General features: G+C 63.3%; 12 protein-coding genes. 5 read left to right on the forward strand and 7 right to left on the reverse strand.

The window, feature by feature from the left end:
• Window positions 1-81: 81 nt before the first annotated feature.
• Entirely contained in the window at window positions 82-1,302 is a 1,221-nt protein-coding gene (locus CP49_RS18235) for an NAD(P)/FAD-dependent oxidoreductase (RefSeq protein ID WP_057851589.1), read from the reverse strand.
• 267 nt (window positions 1,303-1,569) lie between these two features.
• On the opposite strand from CP49_RS18235, the gene CP49_RS18240 reads away from it, so the two are divergent.
• Complete coding sequence (locus CP49_RS18240) at window positions 1,570-2,367, forward strand: enoyl-CoA hydratase/isomerase family protein (protein ID WP_057851590.1); 798 nt, start codon at window positions 1,570-1,572, stop codon at window positions 2,365-2,367.
• A gap of 174 nt (window positions 2,368-2,541) precedes the next feature.
• On the opposite strand, the gene CP49_RS18245 is transcribed toward CP49_RS18240, so the two are convergent.
• Together CP49_RS18245 and CP49_RS18250 are read right to left on the reverse strand one after the other, a co-directional pair.
• Window positions 2,542-4,248, reverse strand: coding sequence for an IlvD/Edd family dehydratase (locus CP49_RS18245; RefSeq protein ID WP_057851591.1), 1,707 nt, complete (start codon window positions 4,246-4,248; stop codon window positions 2,542-2,544).
• Window positions 4,249-4,371: 123 nt separating this feature from the next.
• Complete coding sequence (locus CP49_RS18250) at window positions 4,372-5,190, reverse strand: NAD-dependent epimerase/dehydratase family protein (RefSeq protein ID WP_057851592.1); 819 nt, start codon at window positions 5,188-5,190, stop codon at window positions 4,372-4,374.
• Between the two features lie 94 nt (window positions 5,191-5,284).
• On the opposite strand from CP49_RS18250, the gene CP49_RS18255 reads away from it, so the two are divergent.
• The gene (locus CP49_RS18255; protein ID WP_057851593.1) at window positions 5,285-6,253 is read left to right on the forward strand and encodes an SMP-30/gluconolactonase/LRE family protein; all 969 of its coding nucleotides are present in this window, start codon (window positions 5,285-5,287) and stop codon (window positions 6,251-6,253) included.
• A gap of 22 nt (window positions 6,254-6,275) precedes the next feature.
• Here CP49_RS18255 and bla read toward each other — a convergent pair whose 3' ends face one another.
• From bla to CP49_RS18270, 3 genes are all read right to left on the reverse strand, one after another.
• Window positions 6,276-7,166 carry a subclass B3 metallo-beta-lactamase gene (gene bla, locus CP49_RS18260; RefSeq protein WP_057851831.1) on the reverse strand — a complete coding sequence of 297 codons (891 nt, stop codon included), beginning with the start codon at window positions 7,164-7,166 and terminating at the stop codon, window positions 6,276-6,278.
• 148 nt (window positions 7,167-7,314) lie between these two features.
• The gene (locus tag CP49_RS18265; protein WP_057851594.1) at window positions 7,315-8,745 is read right to left on the reverse strand and encodes an aldehyde dehydrogenase family protein; all 1,431 of its coding nucleotides are present in this window, start codon (window positions 8,743-8,745) and stop codon (window positions 7,315-7,317) included.
• Between the two features lie 273 nt (window positions 8,746-9,018).
• Entirely contained in the window at window positions 9,019-11,385 is a 2,367-nt protein-coding gene (locus CP49_RS18270) for a transketolase (protein WP_057851595.1), read from the reverse strand.
• Between the two features lie 139 nt (window positions 11,386-11,524).
• Between CP49_RS18270 and CP49_RS18275 the strand changes: the two genes are divergently transcribed.
• The gene (locus CP49_RS18275; RefSeq protein ID WP_057851596.1) at window positions 11,525-11,986 is read left to right on the forward strand and encodes an Lrp/AsnC family transcriptional regulator; all 462 of its coding nucleotides are present in this window, start codon (window positions 11,525-11,527) and stop codon (window positions 11,984-11,986) included.
• Window positions 11,987-12,843: 857 nt separating this feature from the next.
• Window positions 12,844-13,737 (forward strand): LysR family transcriptional regulator, encoded by an 894-nt coding sequence (locus tag CP49_RS18280; protein ID WP_057851832.1) that lies wholly within the window; start codon window positions 12,844-12,846, stop codon window positions 13,735-13,737.
• 17 nt (window positions 13,738-13,754) lie between these two features.
• Here the strand turns inward: CP49_RS18280 and CP49_RS18285 are convergent, their stop codons facing one another.
• Entirely contained in the window at window positions 13,755-15,194 is a 1,440-nt protein-coding gene (locus tag CP49_RS18285; RefSeq protein ID WP_057851597.1) for an FAD-binding protein, read from the reverse strand.
• Between the two features lie 281 nt (window positions 15,195-15,475).
• Here CP49_RS18285 and CP49_RS18290 point away from each other — a divergent pair, with 281 nt between their 5' ends.
• Window positions 15,476-16,627, forward strand: a complete 1,152-nt coding sequence (locus tag CP49_RS18290; protein ID WP_057851598.1) for a DJ-1/PfpI family protein — start codon at window positions 15,476-15,478, stop codon at window positions 16,625-16,627.
• Window positions 16,628-16,731 lie beyond the last annotated feature (104 nt).

Genomic DNA, 16,731 nt, shown 5'->3' on the forward strand with positions numbered 1-16,731 from the left:
GACCTCTTGTCGGGACTGCCGGCGAAGCGTTGCCGAAATGATCGGCGGATGCAAGCAGACTGGCGCCGCGATAAGTCCAATTTAAGTCAGGGCGCTCTTCAGATCGAAGCCGGTGTCGGCCGCCTGCTCGGGCGTGATCGAGCCGTTGGCGGCAAGTAAGCGCCGTCCGAACATGTGGTCACCCGCGCGGTTGACGGACTCGATGCCGACGAGCTGTCCGGATTTGTAGCAGAACGCGGAGAACGCCCCCTGCGCGCGATCGCCACGCATCACCACGCGGTCATAGCCGGTGGTCAGTCCCACCATCTGCAACTTGTCGGGGCCCTGATCGCTCCAGAACCAGGGCAATCCGTCGTACGGCTTGGCATCGCCGGTCAGCCGGGCCGCGACGCAACGCGCGTGGTCTGTGGCGTTCTGCACCGATTCCAGCCGCAACGAGCCGCCGAACCGTGGGCTCGCATACAGCGCACAATCGCCCACCGCCGAAATATTCGGATCGGCCGTCAGGAGATGCTCGTCGACAACGATTCCGGCCGCGACCGGCAAGCCAGCCTCCGCCGCCAGTTCGACGTTGGGCAGGACGCCGACGCCGACCACGATCAGATCGGCTTTGATATGCCGCCCGTCGCTGAGGCTCGCACCGGTAACGTTGCTGCCGTCGCTTTCTATGCTTGTGACCTGTACGCCGAGATGAATCCGGATACCGGCCGCGGCGTGCCGCGATTGAAAATATTCCGAGATCTCCGCGGTCACCGCGCGCGCCATCACCCGCGGCGCGAGCTCGATGACGTCGACTTCGGCGCCCTTGGCCCGGGCGGTCGCAGCGAATTCCAGGCCAATGAATCCGGCGCCGATCACGATGACGCGCTGACCCGGAGCGATGTAGTCCCGTAACGACTGGCTTTCGTCGAGCGTCCGCAAGTAGCGCACGCTGTCGAGATTGGCGTTGGGAATGTCGAGCAGGCGATTGCGCGCGCCGGTCGCCAGCACCAGATGGCCGTAATCGAGGAAAGCGCCGGAGGCGAGCAACACCTTGCGGGCAGCACGGTCGATCGATACCGCGCGACCTGCGATCAGATCGATCTTCTGGTCGGAATAGAATTTTTCCGGGCGGAACATCAGGCTGTCTGGGCCGCTGGTTCCCTTCAGGTAGGCCTTGGATAGCGGCGGCCGCTGGTACGGCAGATGGCCTTCATCGTTCAACAGCGCGATGCGTTCGGAAAAGCCGTGCTGGCGCAGCGACATCGCGAGCTGGAAGCCTGCATGGCCCGCGCCAATGATGACAACCGGTCCTACCGTCATGGGGACATCCTACGTTCGAGCACACGGGAATGACCCATGTCGTTTCCTCTCCACTGATTTTGGCTTGCCTGTCTCGTCCATCGGAAGCGGCGCTCGTGTCCGTCCTGAACGATGACAAGCCCTATCTGACCTCATGGCGCGATGAGACGCAAGAGCGCCATGGCCCAGGAGGAAGGATTGTGCGGTATTTTGCGGACCTTGCTGGGGATTGCCACCTGTTACCTTCTCTATTTAAATGCTGGCTCCGTTCCGAGCTGAGGCCCAGTCATGCCGACCTCCGATGATACCGCCGCCAACGCCCCTGCCCTGCTCAGGATCGAGGGCCCGATTGCCACGATCACGCTCAACCGGCCCGCGGCCTTCAATTCGATCAATCTCTCGATCGCGCAAAAGCTCGAGCAACTTGGCGCCGAGGTCGAAGGCAACGACGACATACGGGTGCTGGTGATCGAGGGCGAAGGCCGCGCTTTCTCCGCCGGCGGCGACTTGCAGACCATCGGTGCAGCCGCCGCCAACGATACCGTTGCGCCCGTGGTGGGAGAATTGCTGAAGCACTACCACGCCTTTATCGAGACGGTGCGACGGATGCCGAAGATCGTTCTCTCCAGCGTCCACGGCTCCGCCGCCGGCGCCGGCATGGGGCTGGCCTTCGTCACCGACCTCTGCATTGCCGCCGATGACGCCCGGTTCACGCCGGCCTATGCCAAGATTGGGGTTTCGCCGGATGGCGGCAGTACGGTCGGCATGGTCGGGACCGTTGGCACCCGTCGCGCGCTTCAGATATTTTTGGCCGAGGACAGCTTTACCGCGCAGCAGGCCTATGAATGGGGCCTGGTCGCCCGCGTCGTTCCGGCGGCAGAGCTGAAAGCGGAAACGCGCAAATTCGCGGAGCGGCTGGCGCAGAACCCGCCAGCGGCGATCGCAGGCACCAAGTCGCTGGTCTACCAGGCCGCGGTTACGCCGACCAGACAGCAGCTCGATGCCGAGGAAGCGAAGATCATCGACGCCATGCGTACCGAAGACTTCCGCATTGCGGTGAAGAAGTTCACCAGCAAGACGAAGTGATTGTTGGCAGAGCTGGTGCCTCGCATGCGGCTGTCGTCCCTGCGAAAAGCAGGGACCCATAACCACCGTCTCGAGTTGTTTGAAGACGCGACCATCATCTCACTTCAACGGAGAGCACAACGCGGTATGGGTCCCTGCGTGCGCAGGGACGACCATATAGTACGCTGAAGCGCTTTAGTCTTTGCCCTGCTCGCGCATGAAATCGAAGTCGCAGCCCTCGTCGGCCTGCAGAATGGTCTCGTTGAACAGGTGCGCGTAGCCGCGCCTGGCCCAATCGGGCGCGACGGCGGGCGACAGCGCCGCGCGACGTTTCTCCAGTTCGGCCGCGTCGATCAAGAGATCGATGCTGCGCTTCGCGACATCGAGGCGGATCATGTCCCCGTTCTTCACCAGCGCCAGCGGCCCGCCCACGGCGGATTCCGGCGTGATGTGCAGCACGATCGTGCCGAACGCGGTTCCGCTCATGCGTGCGTCGGATATCCGCACCATGTCCTTGGTGCCGCCGCGCGCGAGTTTCCTCGGAATCGGCAGGTAGCCAGCCTCCGGCATACCCGGCGCACCTTTGGGGCCGGCATTGCGCAGCACCAGCACGTCGTCGGCGTTGACGTCGAGATCGGGATCGTCGACCCGCAGTGTCATGTCTTCCACGGATTCGAACACCACGGCACGGCCGGTATGTTGCAGCAGCTTGGGGCTTGCCGCCGATTGCTTGATGACCGCCCCGCGCGGCGCAAGATTGCCGTGCAGCACCGCCATTGCGCCTTCGGCCTTGATCGGATTGTCGCGCGGACGGATGGCGTCCTGCCCCGGCACCTCCTCGGCGCCGGCGACAACATCGCGCAGCGTTTGGCCGGTGATGGTTTGGGCATTGAGGTCGATGAGGTCGCCAAGCTGCGCCATCAGCTTGGGCACGCCGCCGGCATGATGGAAATGCTCCATATAGTGCTCGCCTGACGGTTTCAGATCGATCAGCACCGGCACCTCGCGTCCGAGCTTGTCGAATGCTTCGAGATCGATGCGGTGTTTGGTGCGGTTAGCGATTGCCGTGAGGTGAATGAGGCCGTTGGTCGATCCACCGATCGCCTGGAGCACCACCTGCGCGTTGCGGAACGAGACCGGCGTCAGCAATTCGCTCGGCCTTGGCCCCTTCGCCTTGGCCATCGCGGCGGCGACTTTGCCGCTGGCTTCAGCCGAGCGAAAACGCTCGGCGTGCGGCGCCGGAATCGTCGCGCTCATCGGCAGCGACAGGCCGAGCGCCTCGGTGATGCACGCCATGGTGCTCGCGGTGCCCATCACCATGCAAGTGCCGACTGAAGGCGCAAGCCTTCCGTTGACGGCTTCGATCTCGTTGTCATCGATTTCGCCGGCGCGATACTTTGCCCAGAGCCGACGGCAATCAGTGCAGGCGCCGAGCACCTCGCCCCTGTGATGTCCGACCACCATCGGCCCGACCGGAATGACGACGGTCGGCAGATCGGCGGAGACCGCCGCCATGATCTGCGCCGGCAACGTCTTGTCGCAACCGCCGATCACGACCACGGCGTCCATCGGCTGGGCGCGGATCATCTCCTCGGTATCCATCGCCATCAGATTGCGCAGGTACATCGAGGTCGGATAGGCAAAGCTCTCGGCGATCGAGATGGTCGGGAACACCATCGGCATCGCGCCGCTCAGCATGACGCCGCGCTTCACCGCTTCGATGATCTGCGGAACGTTGCCGTGACAGGGATTGTAGTCGCTATAGGTATTGGTGATGCCGACAATCGGCCTGTTCAGCGCATCATCCGAGTAGCCCATGGCCTTGATGAAGGCCTTGCGCAGGAACAGCGAGAAGCCAGCGTCGCCATAACTCGTCAGTCCCTTGCGAAGTCCGTCGGCCATTTTCTTGTTCCCCTCTTCGAGGCTTTAGCTTCCGGGCGCCCTGGTGAGCTCGGGCCACGATATGATCGTCAGTATGGTTTCCGGGCCCGCGCCGCAAGGGCGCATGACCCGGAATTAGAGATCTCACTTCCAGTCGATGATCCTGTTCTTGTCGCCGTCGAACTCCATGCTGCAGAACGTGCCGCCCTGGTAGTAATCGCCGACCGGATCCGGCTTCAGCTTGGCCTGCTCGGCCATGGCGTGTTCGCGGAAATCCTCGCCGCGGCCGGTCGGCCGATAGCCGAGCTCGTAGGCGCGATGGTTGTCCCACCAGGCGCGCTCGTTATGGGAGGCGCCGTAGAAGATCTCGAAATGGATATCGGGGTGCTCGAGCCCGATCCGGCAGAGCTGCACCAGGTCCTCCGGCTTCAGCCAGATCGAAAGCCGGCGGTGGTCCAGCGGCATCTCGCCGAAATTGCCGATCCGCAGGCAGGTAACGCCAAGCCCGTGCTTGTCGGCATAGAGCGCGCCGACGGCTTCACCGAACACCTTGCTGACGCCGTAGCGGCTGTCCGGGCGCGCGGTGACGTCGGTGCCGATCCGGTGATGTCGCGGATAGAAGCCAACCGCATGGTTCGACGAGGCGAACACCACCCGCTTGACGCCCTTCTTCCGCGCCGCCTCGAACAGGTTATAGCCGCCGATGATGTTGGACTGCAGGATCGAGTCCCAGGGACCTTCGACCGAATAGCCGCCGAAATGCAGGATGCCGTCGACGCCCTCGCAGATCGCCTCGACCTGCGCCAGATCGGCAAGGTCCGCCGCCTTGAACTTCTCGTCCTTGCCGAGATCGACCGGCGCCTTCAGATCGCTCAGCAGCAGATCCGGATAGATCGGCGGCAACAGCTTGCGCAGGCTCGTCCCGATCCCGCCGGCAGCGCCGGTCATCAATATGCGTGGCATTTCTTTCCTCTTAATCTCGCGACCGATTTGCGGTCATTAGCCGGGAATGATAGCAAACTCAAACGCTCTGGGAACGCAACAACGAGAACAGCAAATGTCCGATGCAGCATCGCATTCCGCCGACTGGCGCCCGGCGGCGTATTACCCCGATCCGGCCATCCGTGCACTCGATCCGCGGTTCGAAAAATACTGGCTCAAGCTGTCGGCGGTGGAACGGCTGACCACCGGCCTGCGCTGGGCCGAAGGGCCGGTATGGTTCGGCGACGGGCGGTATCTGCTGTGCAGCGATATTCCGAACCAGCGCATCCTTAAATGGGAGGAGGAGACCGGCACGGTCAGCGTGTTCCGCAAGCCGTCCAACTTCGCCAACGGCAACACCCGCGACCGTCAGGGACGGCTGGTCACCTGCGAGCACGGCGGCCGGCGGGTGACGCGCACCGAATATGACGGCTCGATCACGGTGCTGATGGACTCCTTCGATGGCAAGCGGCTGAACTCGCCGAACGATGTCGTGGTGAAGTCCGATGGCTCGATCTGGTTCACCGATCCGGTGTTCGGCCTGCTCGGCAATTACGAGGGCTACAAGGCCGAACCCGAGATCGACGCCAATGTCTACCGGATCGACGGCGCGACCGGCAAAGCGACCATTGTCGCCGAGGGTGTGCTCGGCCCGAACGGGCTCTGTTTCTCGCCGGACGAGAAGATCCTCTACATCATCGAATCCCGCGGCGTGCCGAACCGCAAGATCCTCGCCTACGACGTCGCTGCCAGCGGCGACAAGCTCTCCAACAAGCGCGTCCTCGTTGACGCCGGCCCCGGCACGCCCGACGGCATGCGCTGCGACATCGACGGCAATCTGTGGTGCGGCTGGGGCATGGGCGACCCCGAGCTCGACGGCGTCGTGGTGTTCGCCCCCGATGGCGTCATGATCGGCCGCATCGCCCTGCCCGAGCGCTGCGCCAACCTCTGCTTCGGCGGCTTGAAGCGCAACCGCCTGTTCATGGCCGCGAGCCAGTCGATCTACGCGCTCTATGTGAACACGCAAGGCGCACCGGGCGGATAGGTTGGCGCCCATTGGCGCCAGTTCATCCCTTCTTTCCCTGTGCGGCGGCGGTTTGCTCGACGAGCGCGTCTTCAAACGCCTTCTCCAGTGTCGCCGCATAGGCGTTGAACTCGCCGGGATCGACGAACGGGTTGGGCCCGCCTTCGGCGAGCTTGGCACGCTTTTCCGCCATCTTGTACATTTCCGGATGCGGCGCGAGCAGCACATCCACCTTCATGTCCTTCGCCCGCGCGAACGTGTTCCGGTAATCAGAGACGATACCGGAATAGGTCGGATTGGTGACGAGCCGGTTCAGCGCTACGGTGCCGCTGCAGAAGATGAGGACGGAGCGTGCGGCATCGCCGTCCTTCACAGAGAACGCCCAGCTCGTGCAACCCGGCGAATGGCCGGGGGTTTCTCGGGCGGTCAGCGTGACGTCACCCACACTAACTCTGTCGCCTTCGCGAACCGTGCGATCCACCTTCACCGGCGGAAAATTGAGCGCCGTATCTTCCTGCGCGCCCGGATAGTAGCCGCCTTCAAGCAGCGGCTTGTCGGCCTCACCGGCGACGAGCTGGCCACCACTCGCCTGTTTCATTTCCGCAAAGCCGCCGGTGTGGTCGATATGCGCATGGGTGTTGAGCAGGTATTTGATGTCGGTGATCTTGAAGCCCAGTTTCTCGATGTTCGCTTTGATCTGCGACGTTGATTCCGGCATCACTGTATCGACCAGGATATGGCCTCGCGGCGATGTGATCAGGTAGGACGCCAGGCCGTCGGTTCCGACATAATAGACGTTGCCGATCATCTTGAACGGTTCGGTCGGCGTGTTCCACTTTACCTTGAGGGTTGCGAGCAGATCCTTGACGGTTTGGGCCTGCACTGTCCCGGCAAGCGACATCAGCGCGACCAGCGCAACGACGATTTTCTTCACGGGCATCCTCCATCTTTTCTTGTTGCGTCGTCGCTGCGTCGGCCACGCATTGACGCTGACGTCAGCCTGGCGATGATTCTGGTCAAAAAAATGCCGACCGCCTTTCGGCAGCCGGCATCTTTCACGAACGGCGCAAGCGCCGCTTCAATTACGCGGCGTTGTAGCCGGCGACCGCCTTCACCTCGAGATATTCCTCGAGGCCATACTTGCCCCATTCGCGGCCATTGCCGGACTGCTTGTAGCCGCCGAACGGCGCAGTGCGGTCGTTCGGCACGCCCTGCAGGTTGATGTTGCCGGCGCGAATCTGTTTGGCTACGCGACGCGCGCTCTCCACCGTATCGCCCGAGACGTAACCGGCGAGACCATAGGGTGTGTCATTGGCGATCTTCACGGCGTCGGCTTCATCCTTGGCGCCGATGATCGTCAGCACCGGCCCGAAGATTTCCTCCCGCGCAATCGTCATGTCGTTGGTGACGTCGGCGAAGATGGTCGGGCGCACGTAGAAGCCCTTGTTGACACCCTCAGGCAGACCGGGACCACCGGCCACCAGCGTCGCGCCTTCGTCGATGCCCTTCTTGATCAGCGCCTGAATCTTGTCCCACTGGATGCGCGACACGACCGGGCCGATGGTGGTGCCCTCGGCGCGGGGATCGCCGGCCTTGGTCTTGTCGGCGACGCCCTTGGCGATGGCGGCGACTTCCTTCATCTTCGACAGCGGCACGATCATCCGCGACGGCGCGTTGCACGACTGGCCGGAGTTGTTGAACATGTGCATCACGCCGCCGGTCACGGCCTTGGTGAGGTCGGCGCCTTCGAGGATGACGTTCGGCGACTTGCCGCCCAATTCCTGGCTGACGCGCTTCACGGTCGGCGCGGCACGCTTGGCGACATCGACGCCGGCGCGGGTCGAGCCGGTGAACGAGATCATGTCGATATCCGGATGCTCGGCCATCGCGGCGCCGACTTCGGGGCCGAGGCCGTTGAGCAGGTTGAACACGCCCTTCGGCACGCCCGCTTCATGCAGGATTTCGGCGAAGATCAATGCCGAGGTCGGGGTGAATTCCGAAGGCTTGAGGATCATGGTGCAGCCGGCGGCGAGCGCGGGCGCAACCTTGCAGGCGATCTGGTTAAGCGGCCAGTTCCAGGGCGTGATCATGCCGACGACGCCGACCGGCTCGCGCACGACGACGGCCGAACCGACCGTCTCTTCAAAATGGTAGTTCTTGAGCACTTCGAGCGTGGAGGCGATGTGGCCAAGGCCCGCGCCGGCCTGCAGCCGTTCGGCCATCGGCAGCGGCGCACCCATTTCGTCCGACACGGCCGCGCCGATTTCCTTCATGCGGCCCTTGTAGATCTCGATGATCTTCTCGAACAGCGCGATGCGCTCTTCGCGGCTGGTCTGCGAATATGTCACGAAAGCGCGCTTGGCGGCGGCAACGGCCTTGTCGAGGTCGGCCTTCGAGCCGAGCGCAACTTCGTACATCGCTTCTTCGGTCGCCGGATTGACGACGGGCGTGGACTTCTTGACGGCCGGATCGACCCAGGCACCATCGATGTAGAATTGCATGCGATTGACCATCGGAAACCTCTTTAATCTCGGAGCAATGGAGGAGGAACAGAAGCGTTCGGCAGCATCCTTGCACGAAAGCCAGGGCAGTTGAACCCGCCATATGCGGGGTGCCGCGATGCGGCAGGCGCTGGATATAAGGACAGGGGCATGGGGGTGGCAAGGTGCTCCGCCCGTCATTCCGCCTCTTGGCGCGAGCCCGGAATCCATCGGGCCGCATAACCCGTGTCACGATGGATTCCGGGTTCGCGCTGCGCGCGCCCCGGAATGACGGCGGCAGATGTCTCACACCGCCATCTTCCGGTGCCGCACCGGCGCCCCGACGGTCAACGCCTCCGCCGCATCGATGATGGCGTTGGCGTCGATACCGTAGTGGCGGTAGAGATCGCCAATCGTACCGGTCTGGCCGAATTGCTCGACGCCGAGCGCCTCGAGGCGGTGGCCGCGCACGCTGCCGAGCCAGCCGAGCGAAGCGGGGTGGCCGTCGATCACGCTCACAATGCCGCAGTCGCGAGTGAGCGGCGCCAGCAGCTTTTCGACATGGCTGAGGTGCTGGACGGCGCGGCGGTCGCGCCGCAAGTTCCGCGCGGCGGACCATCCCGCATGCAGCCGGTCTGCCGAGGTTACCGCCAGTAAACCGACATCGCGGTGGCTTTCGCCGATGAAGCCCACCGCCTCGATCGCCTCCGGCGCGACCGCCCCGGTGTAGGCGATCACGATATCGCAATTCGGCCCGGGCTCGCGCAGCCAGTAGGCGCCCTCGGTGATGTCCCTTTGCAGGTCCGGCGTCATGATCCGCTGCGGCTGATCGACCGTGCGGGTCGACAATCGCAAATAGACCGAGCCGCCCTCGCCGACTTCGCGCTGCATGTGGCGAAAGCCCCACCCCATGATCACGGCAAGTTCATCGACGAAGGCCGGTTCGAACGAGGCCAGCCCATCCTGCGCCATGCCGATCAAGGGTGTGGCGATCGACTGATGCGCCCCGCCTTCCGGCGCCAGCGTGATTCCCGACGGCGTCGCCACCACCATGAAGCGGGCGTCCTGGTAGCAGGCATAGTTCAGCGCATCGAGGCCGCGCTCGATGAAGGGATCGTACAGCGTGCCGACGGGCAGCAGCCGTTCGCCATTGATCTGATGCGAGAGCCCCAGCGCCGAGAGCATGATGAATAGGTTCATCTCGGCGATACCGAGTTCGAGGTGCTGGCCCTTGGGCGAAAAATCCCAGTTGAAGGTCGAGGGTATTTTCTCCTGGCGGAACAGGTCGTGGTTCTCGGCTTTGGCGAACAGCCCGCGGCGGTTGACCCAGGCACCGAGATTGGTCGACACGGTGACATCAGGCGAGGCGGTGACGATCCGCGCGGCCAATTCCGTATCGCCGCGCGCGAGTTCGTTGAGCACCAACCCAAAGCCCTGTTGCGTCGACATCTGCGCCGTGGGCTTGAAGGTAAGCTGTTGCGGAACGTCGATGACGGGTGCAGTGAGACGGCGACGGCCTTGCTGATTGAACGGCGCTGCCGCCAGGAATGCTTCGAGCTCGGCCGGCGCCTGTGGCAGCCCTTCGAACTTGTCCCATTCATGGCCGGGGCGGATGTTCTGCGCACCGCGCCACTTCTCCATCTGCGCCACCGTCATCAGGCCCGCATGGTTGTCCTTGTGGCCCTGCATCGGCAGGCCGACGCCCTTGATGGTGTAGGCGATGAAGCAGACGGGACGATCGTGATCAATCGCCTCGAATGCCTCGATCATGCTGGCCATGTCATGGCCGCCGAGGTTGGACATCAACGCCAGCAGCTCGTCGTCGCTGCGGCGGTCGATCAATTGCGAAACCTCTCCCTGATCGCCGATGTCGTCCTGCAGATGCTTGCGGAAGGCAGCCCCGCCCTGGAAGCACAGCGCCGCATACATCTGGTTCGGGCAATTATCGATCCAGCGCCTCAAGGCCTCGCCGCCGGGCTCGGCGAACGCCGCCTGCATCAGGCGGCCGTATTTCACGATCACCACGTCCCAGCCGAAATTGCGGAACATGGTCTCGAACTTCTCCCACAGCCCTTCCCGCACGACGGCATCGAGGCTCTGTCTGTTGTAGTCCACCACCCACCAAGTATTGCGCAGCGCATGCTTCCAGCCTTCGAGCAGCGCCTCGAAGATGTTGCCCTCATCCATTTCGGCGTCACCGACGAGCGCAATCATCCGCCCCTCGGGGCGGTCCTGCATCCAGCCATGCGACGTGACGTAATCCTGCACCAGCGAGGAGAACAGGGTTTGCGCGACGCCGAGGCCCACCGAGCCGGTGGAGAAGTCGACGTCGTCGGTATCCTTGGTGCGCGATGGATAGGATTGCGCGCCCTTGAAGCCGCGGAAATTTTCCAGCTTGTCGCGGGTCTGGTGCCCGAACAGATACTGGATGGCGTGGAACACCGGGCTCGCATGCGGCTTCACCGCGACACGGTCCTGCGGACGCAGCACCGAGAAATATAGCGCCGACATGATGTTGGCGAGCGAGGCGGACGAGGCCTGATGGCCGCCGACCTTCAGCCCGTCGGCACTGGGCCTGACGTGGTTGGCGTGATGGATCGTCCACGACGACAGCCACAGCACCTTGCGCGCCAGCGCGGACAGCATTTCCAGGCGTGCGGGCTCTATAGGCATGGCAATGCTCCCGGAGAGAATTCAGTATGCGCCGATCTTAGCGGCCGCGCAGGTGTCAAAATTCTCAATTTGCTGCGGCATACCACCCAATATTGGGATAAAATGCCACAATATGCCTCCAAACCGCGAGTTCATCCCAATGGCCACCCTCGACGCCATCGACCGCAGGATCCTCAGCCTGCTGCAGACCGACAGCCGCATGACCATGCAGGAACTCGCCGACAAGGTCGGCCTCTCGGTGTCGCCCTGCCATCGCCGGGTCAAGCTGCTGGAAGAACGCGGCATCATCACGCGCTACATCGCGACCGTCGATCAGAAATCATTGGGCTTGCATGTCAGCGTCTTCATCTCGATCAAGCTGGCGCGGCAGAAAGAGGAAGATCTCAACCGGTTTGCGAAAGCGATTTCGAAATGGGACGAGGTGCTGGAGTGCTATCTGATGACCGGCAACCGCGATTATCTGCTACGCGTCGTCGCCGCCGACCTCTCCTCCTATGAAGCGTTCCTGAAGAACAAGCTGACACGGCTCGACGGCATCGCCTCGATCGAGTCGAGCTTTGCGCTGAGCCAGGTGAAGTATTCGATCGCGCTGCCGGTGTAGCACAGCTCTCATCCCGCTATTGCGAGCGCAGACCGTAGGATGGGTGGAGCGAAGCGATACCCATCAATGCGGGGCGCAGAAGGTGATGGGTTTCGCTTCGCTCTACCCATCCTACGATCGACACACAGTCACGATCTCGCAGCGCTGATCGCCCGAGGTTTGCATCTTCTTTGCCCTCCTCTTGTTCAGAGGGCGCAGGGAAGACCGGGTGCTTGCTGCACCCGCGGTCTCGCGTGCGATTTGCGCAAACAAAACTGCACACGAGCATACAGGGCAGCGGGAGCATTCCGGCCTTCCCTGCGCAATGGCTTTACGGCTTACTTCGTGCTCTCCCCGGTGAACGGCTTTCTTGCCACCGTCGCCCCCGAGAAGCTTCGCTTCTCTCGGACTTAACGCCAGCACCGCGGCGTCCGGACCACACGACTTCGCCGTACGCATCCGGCGCGTACGTCTAGCGCGCCTTCAGCGTCCATCGCATCTCACCGCACGTTCGTGACGATCGCGAGCGCCCCTCATCTGCGTGAGACGGGCGGAGTTATGCCGGTGATTTGCGTGAGAACGAAAGCGGAATATTTTTGCTGGAAGGGCTGGACAGGTTTTGACTGATTTGCCCGTCGTGCCAGTTTGTCGCACGCTCTGCGTGAAATTGCGCTTGTGCGCGAAGCAAATCAGCCCGGAGAAGTTCGTAGGGTGGGCAAAGCGACAGCGTGCCCACCCTCAAGAAGCGCGCTCGACGATAGATGGTGGGCACGTCGCTTGCGTTCCTTTGCCCACCCTACGCGATCTGCCGGCCTTGCAATTACTGCCTGTTCAATCCACCTTCCCGAGTGGCGGCATATCAGCGGCGGCATATCGAATTGGAACGGTTGGACGATCTCGAAGCCTTTCTGGCTGTCATCGAGAAGGGCAGCCAGGCGGCGGCGTCACGTCATCTTCGGCGCCCGCTGCAGTCGCTCAACCGGTCGCTGATGGCGCTGGAACGGGCGCTTGGCGTCGAGCTTGTGAAGCGCACCACGCGACGATCAGAACCTACCGAGGCCGGGCGTGTGTTCTACGAGCGCATCAAGCCGGCGGTTGCGGAGATCATCGAAGCGCGGGCCGAGGCAGCCAATCTTCGCGGCGAAATATCGGGCTCGCTGAAAGTCGGTGCGCCAATTCTGTTTGCGTCATTCTACGTCGCGCCGATTGTCAGCCGTTTCCTAAGGCTCTATCCCAACGTGGAGATCGAGCTGCGGGCCTCCGACGAGCAGGTCGATCTCGTTGCGGAGAGCCTCGACATTGCCGTGCGGATCGGCGACTCCGCCGATGAGTCCCTGATCGCGCGCCGATTGCACGTGCTGCGCGTCGTCATCGTCGGCGCGCCATCCTATTTCGCCGAACACGGCCGGCCGAAGCATCCCAGCGATCTCGAGCAGCATTCCTGCATCCTGCGGGCCGGCACTGAGGTGATCGACAAATGGCCGTTTCGCATTGACGGCCAGGTCCAGTCGGTCAAAGTGCACGGCCGTTTCCGCTCGAACAGCGCCGCCGCAATCCGCGCTGCCGCAAGCGAAGGCGCCGGCCTTGCCCGGTTGCCGTTATGGCAGATCAGCGATCTCGTCGCAGAGGGCGCGCTCGCAATCGTTCTGCCGGAATTTGAAACCGAGGGGATGCCGATCCAGCTCGTCTGGCCACCGACACGAGCACCGCTGGAAAGAGTCCGGCGGTTCGTGGATTTTCTGTCGAGCAGCCTGAAGACCGATCTGCTTTAGCTCCTCGCAAGGTACCGTCAGAATACATTGTAGCCGGGCGTCAGCAGATGTCCGGGGTCGTAGCGCCGCTTGGCCTCGCGAAGCTGCGGCCAGCCGGACGTGAAGTGAACCTCCCAATCGAAGGGCGACATGGCAAAGGCGCTGACCGGATAGAGAACGCCGCCGGCTTCTCTGATGCGATCGTACAGCGCGCGATTTTCTGTGGCCATCCGCTCCGCCGCCGCCGCATCGTTCGACGCGGGGATACGAATGAGATTGAAGACAAAGACGACGTCTTCCGCCGGCAGGCGAACCAGCGGCGTCCGAAACGCCCTTGTGAGCAAGGGGTAGACGGTTATCCGCCCGAACGGACCGACCGCATCGCCCGTCAGGCCTGCCAGGATGTCGCCGGCGACCCTTTCGGCGTTGCTGCCGCGCAGGAACGTCAGCAGCCAGGGCTGCGGGTTGGACCACTGGCCTTTCGATCGCAGCAGATTTTCGAACTTTCCAAACGCCAGGGCATCCTCGCGATAGGTCAGGTCGGCGATGACGGCGGCGCTGCGCTCATCCGACAATCCGGAAAGCACGGCCCTGTCGTCGGGAGCCGAACCGCTCCCATAAGATACCGCGCCGTCGAGCTGATACCGCCAGCCGCCGCGTCCATCGGGAAGAACCGCGCCCTGCAACTGGTCGAAGCGCCCTTCCGTCAGCACGCGCCGCTGGTCCGCCGTCAGCGACGGCAAATCGCGGTAAAAGAGCTGAAAGCGCCTGATACGCTCGGGCGCGCGCTCCAGGCGCAGCGTCGCCCGCGTGACGATGCCGCATTGGCCGAGGCCGGCTCGGACGCTGTCAAAGAGATCCGGATTTTCGGTCGCCGAACAACTCAGTTCATTCCCATCGCCGGTCACCACGTCGAGGGCGATGACATTGTCGGTTTGCATGCCATGCCGGGATGACGCAGCTCCGATGCCGCCCACCGCGATCGTTCCGCCGATCGAGAGGCCGAGATAGTTGGTCAGCACCGGCGGCGTAAGCCCGTGCGCCAATGTCGCCTCAAACAGATCTCGCCACGTCGCTCCGGCATCGACCACGACGCGATCGGCCTTGATATCGCGGATCGAGTTCATCGCGCCCATATCGACCACGATGCCGTTCTCGACCAGTGCGCGGCCATAGATCGAATGGCCCTGCCCGCGCGCCGCCACCTTGACGCCATGGTCCTTGGCCCAACGCATCAGGGTCGCTATGTCGGTACTCGATGCGGGCCTCAGCACGCCGCGCGGTTGCCGGTGAATGAGCCGGCCGAAATCATGGGCGGTTGCGGCGCGGGCGTCCGCATCAAGGCTGACATCGCCAGGAAGAGGCGGACTTTCGAGTGAGACCGCTTGCGCCGATGTCGTGAGCCCGCTGGCGCGCGAAGCGAGCGCGGCGGTGACGCCGAGGCCCGCGCTCAAAAACATACGTCTGTCCGATGGCATGAAAGCCCTCCTTGTCCAGAGGCCGTAATGCTTGCCCGCAAAGCTGCGGCGCCATACGGCATCAGACAATGGCCGCCTCGCCGGATGGACATTCCCGCAAACCGGGAGGATCCCTCACTGCATCGACCGCCATTCATCGTGTGAGCGAGAGAATCATGGAACGAGCCGCCGCGGTTCCTGGACGCATGGCCGTTTTCGCCGGATTTACGTCATTTCCGACGGATCATGGCGGCAGTAGAACTGGACCAGGTTGAAATGAGTGAGGCGCGAGCCGGCAAACCATGAATTCTCGACGTGTATTATGGAGCGCGCTCGGCGCAATCGCGCTTGCCGCCGTGATCGGCGGCGCCTGGATTTACTCGCTGCCAACAGCGCCTTCCGCCGTGGCCCCGCCGGCGATCGCGCAAGACGAACGTGATGCGATGATCGCGGCGCTGAAGCCGCCGAGGCGGCAGCGCCCGCTGATTGCCATCATCGGCATCAACGATGCTACCGAAACCACCGATTACCTGTTGCCCTACGGCATCCTCAGGCGCGCCGACGTCGCCGACGTCGTGACGCTGGCTACCGCACCCGGCCCCGTCACGCTCTTTCCGACGCTCAAGGTCGAACCTCACGCGACAACAGCGGAGTTCGATGCGCAGCATCCCGATGGCGCCGACTATGTGATCGTCCCCGCGATGAGCCGCGATGACGATCCGGCGGCGCTGCAGTGGATCAGGAATCAAGCGGCCAAGAAGGCGATCGTCATCGGCGTTTGCGCCGGCGCCAAGGTGGTCGGCGATGCCGGGCTGCTGCATGGCAAGCGGGCGACCACCCACTGGTATTCCATCAAGGAATTGCGCGGCAAGCACCCGACGATGCGCTATGTCGAAGACCGCCGGCTGGTGGTCGACGACGGCGTGGCGACGACGACAGGTATCACGGCGTCAATGCCGATGTCGCTGACGCTGATCGAGGCCATCGCCGGACGGGAAAAGGCCAAGGCGGTCGGCCGTGATATCGGCCTGCCCGACTGGGACGCGCGCCACGAGAGCGACGAGTTCAGGTTCACGCGGCCGTTCGCGCTGACGGCGATCGGCAACACGGCTGCGTTCTGGGCGCACGAGCGGCTCGGCATCGAACTGAAGGAAGGCGTCGACGAAGTGTCGCTGGCGCTGGTGACGGACGCGTGGTCACGGACCTATCGATCGCAGGCGGTGACGTTTGCGCACGCAGCCGGTGCACAGCAAAGCCGCAACGGCATCCGCATCTACCCCGATCAGGTTGCTACGAACTGGCCGGTGGAACGGTTGCTGCCGGCGGCTGGGGATCGGAAGCCAGCGGAAGCGCTGGACAACGCGCTAGAGGGAATTGCGGCGCGCTACGGGACGCAGACGACCGACTTCGTCGCAATGCAGTTAGAGTATCCGAGGCATCGGACGACGCAGTGAATATCCGGGAGGGCACGGCGCTCACGCGCCTTTGCCCAGCCAACCCTCCTGTCAGACCTCATCCTGAGGAGCGCGTCTTCGCGCGTCTCGAAGGATGAATGGCA

Source organism: Bradyrhizobium valentinum (assembly GCF_001440405.1).
Lineage (GTDB): Bacteria > Pseudomonadota > Alphaproteobacteria > Rhizobiales > Xanthobacteraceae > Bradyrhizobium > Bradyrhizobium valentinum.

Excerpts from the sequence above, each read along its gene's own strand:
- CP49_RS18235 (WP_057851589.1), bottom strand. The coding sequence starts at position 1,302 with ATGACGGTAGGACCGGTTGTCATCATTGGCGCGGGCCATGCAGGCTTC.
- CP49_RS18240 (WP_057851590.1), top strand. The coding sequence starts at position 1,570 with ATGCCGACCTCCGATGATACCGCCGCCAACGCCCCTGCCCTGCTCAGG.
- CP49_RS18245 (WP_057851591.1), bottom strand. The coding sequence starts at position 4,248 with ATGGCCGACGGACTTCGCAAGGGACTGACGAGTTATGGCGACGCTGGC.
- CP49_RS18250 (WP_057851592.1), bottom strand. The coding sequence starts at position 5,190 with ATGCCACGCATATTGATGACCGGCGCTGCCGGCGGGATCGGGACGAGC.
- CP49_RS18255 (WP_057851593.1), top strand. The coding sequence starts at position 5,285 with ATGTCCGATGCAGCATCGCATTCCGCCGACTGGCGCCCGGCGGCGTAT.
- CP49_RS18265 (WP_057851594.1), bottom strand. The coding sequence starts at position 8,745 with ATGGTCAATCGCATGCAATTCTACATCGATGGTGCCTGGGTCGATCCG.
- CP49_RS18270 (WP_057851595.1), bottom strand. The coding sequence starts at position 11,385 with ATGCCTATAGAGCCCGCACGCCTGGAAATGCTGTCCGCGCTGGCGCGC.
- CP49_RS18275 (WP_057851596.1), top strand. The coding sequence starts at position 11,525 with ATGGCCACCCTCGACGCCATCGACCGCAGGATCCTCAGCCTGCTGCAG.
- CP49_RS18285 (WP_057851597.1), bottom strand. The coding sequence starts at position 15,194 with ATGCCATCGGACAGACGTATGTTTTTGAGCGCGGGCCTCGGCGTCACC.
- CP49_RS18290 (WP_057851598.1), top strand. The coding sequence starts at position 15,476 with ATGAATTCTCGACGTGTATTATGGAGCGCGCTCGGCGCAATCGCGCTT.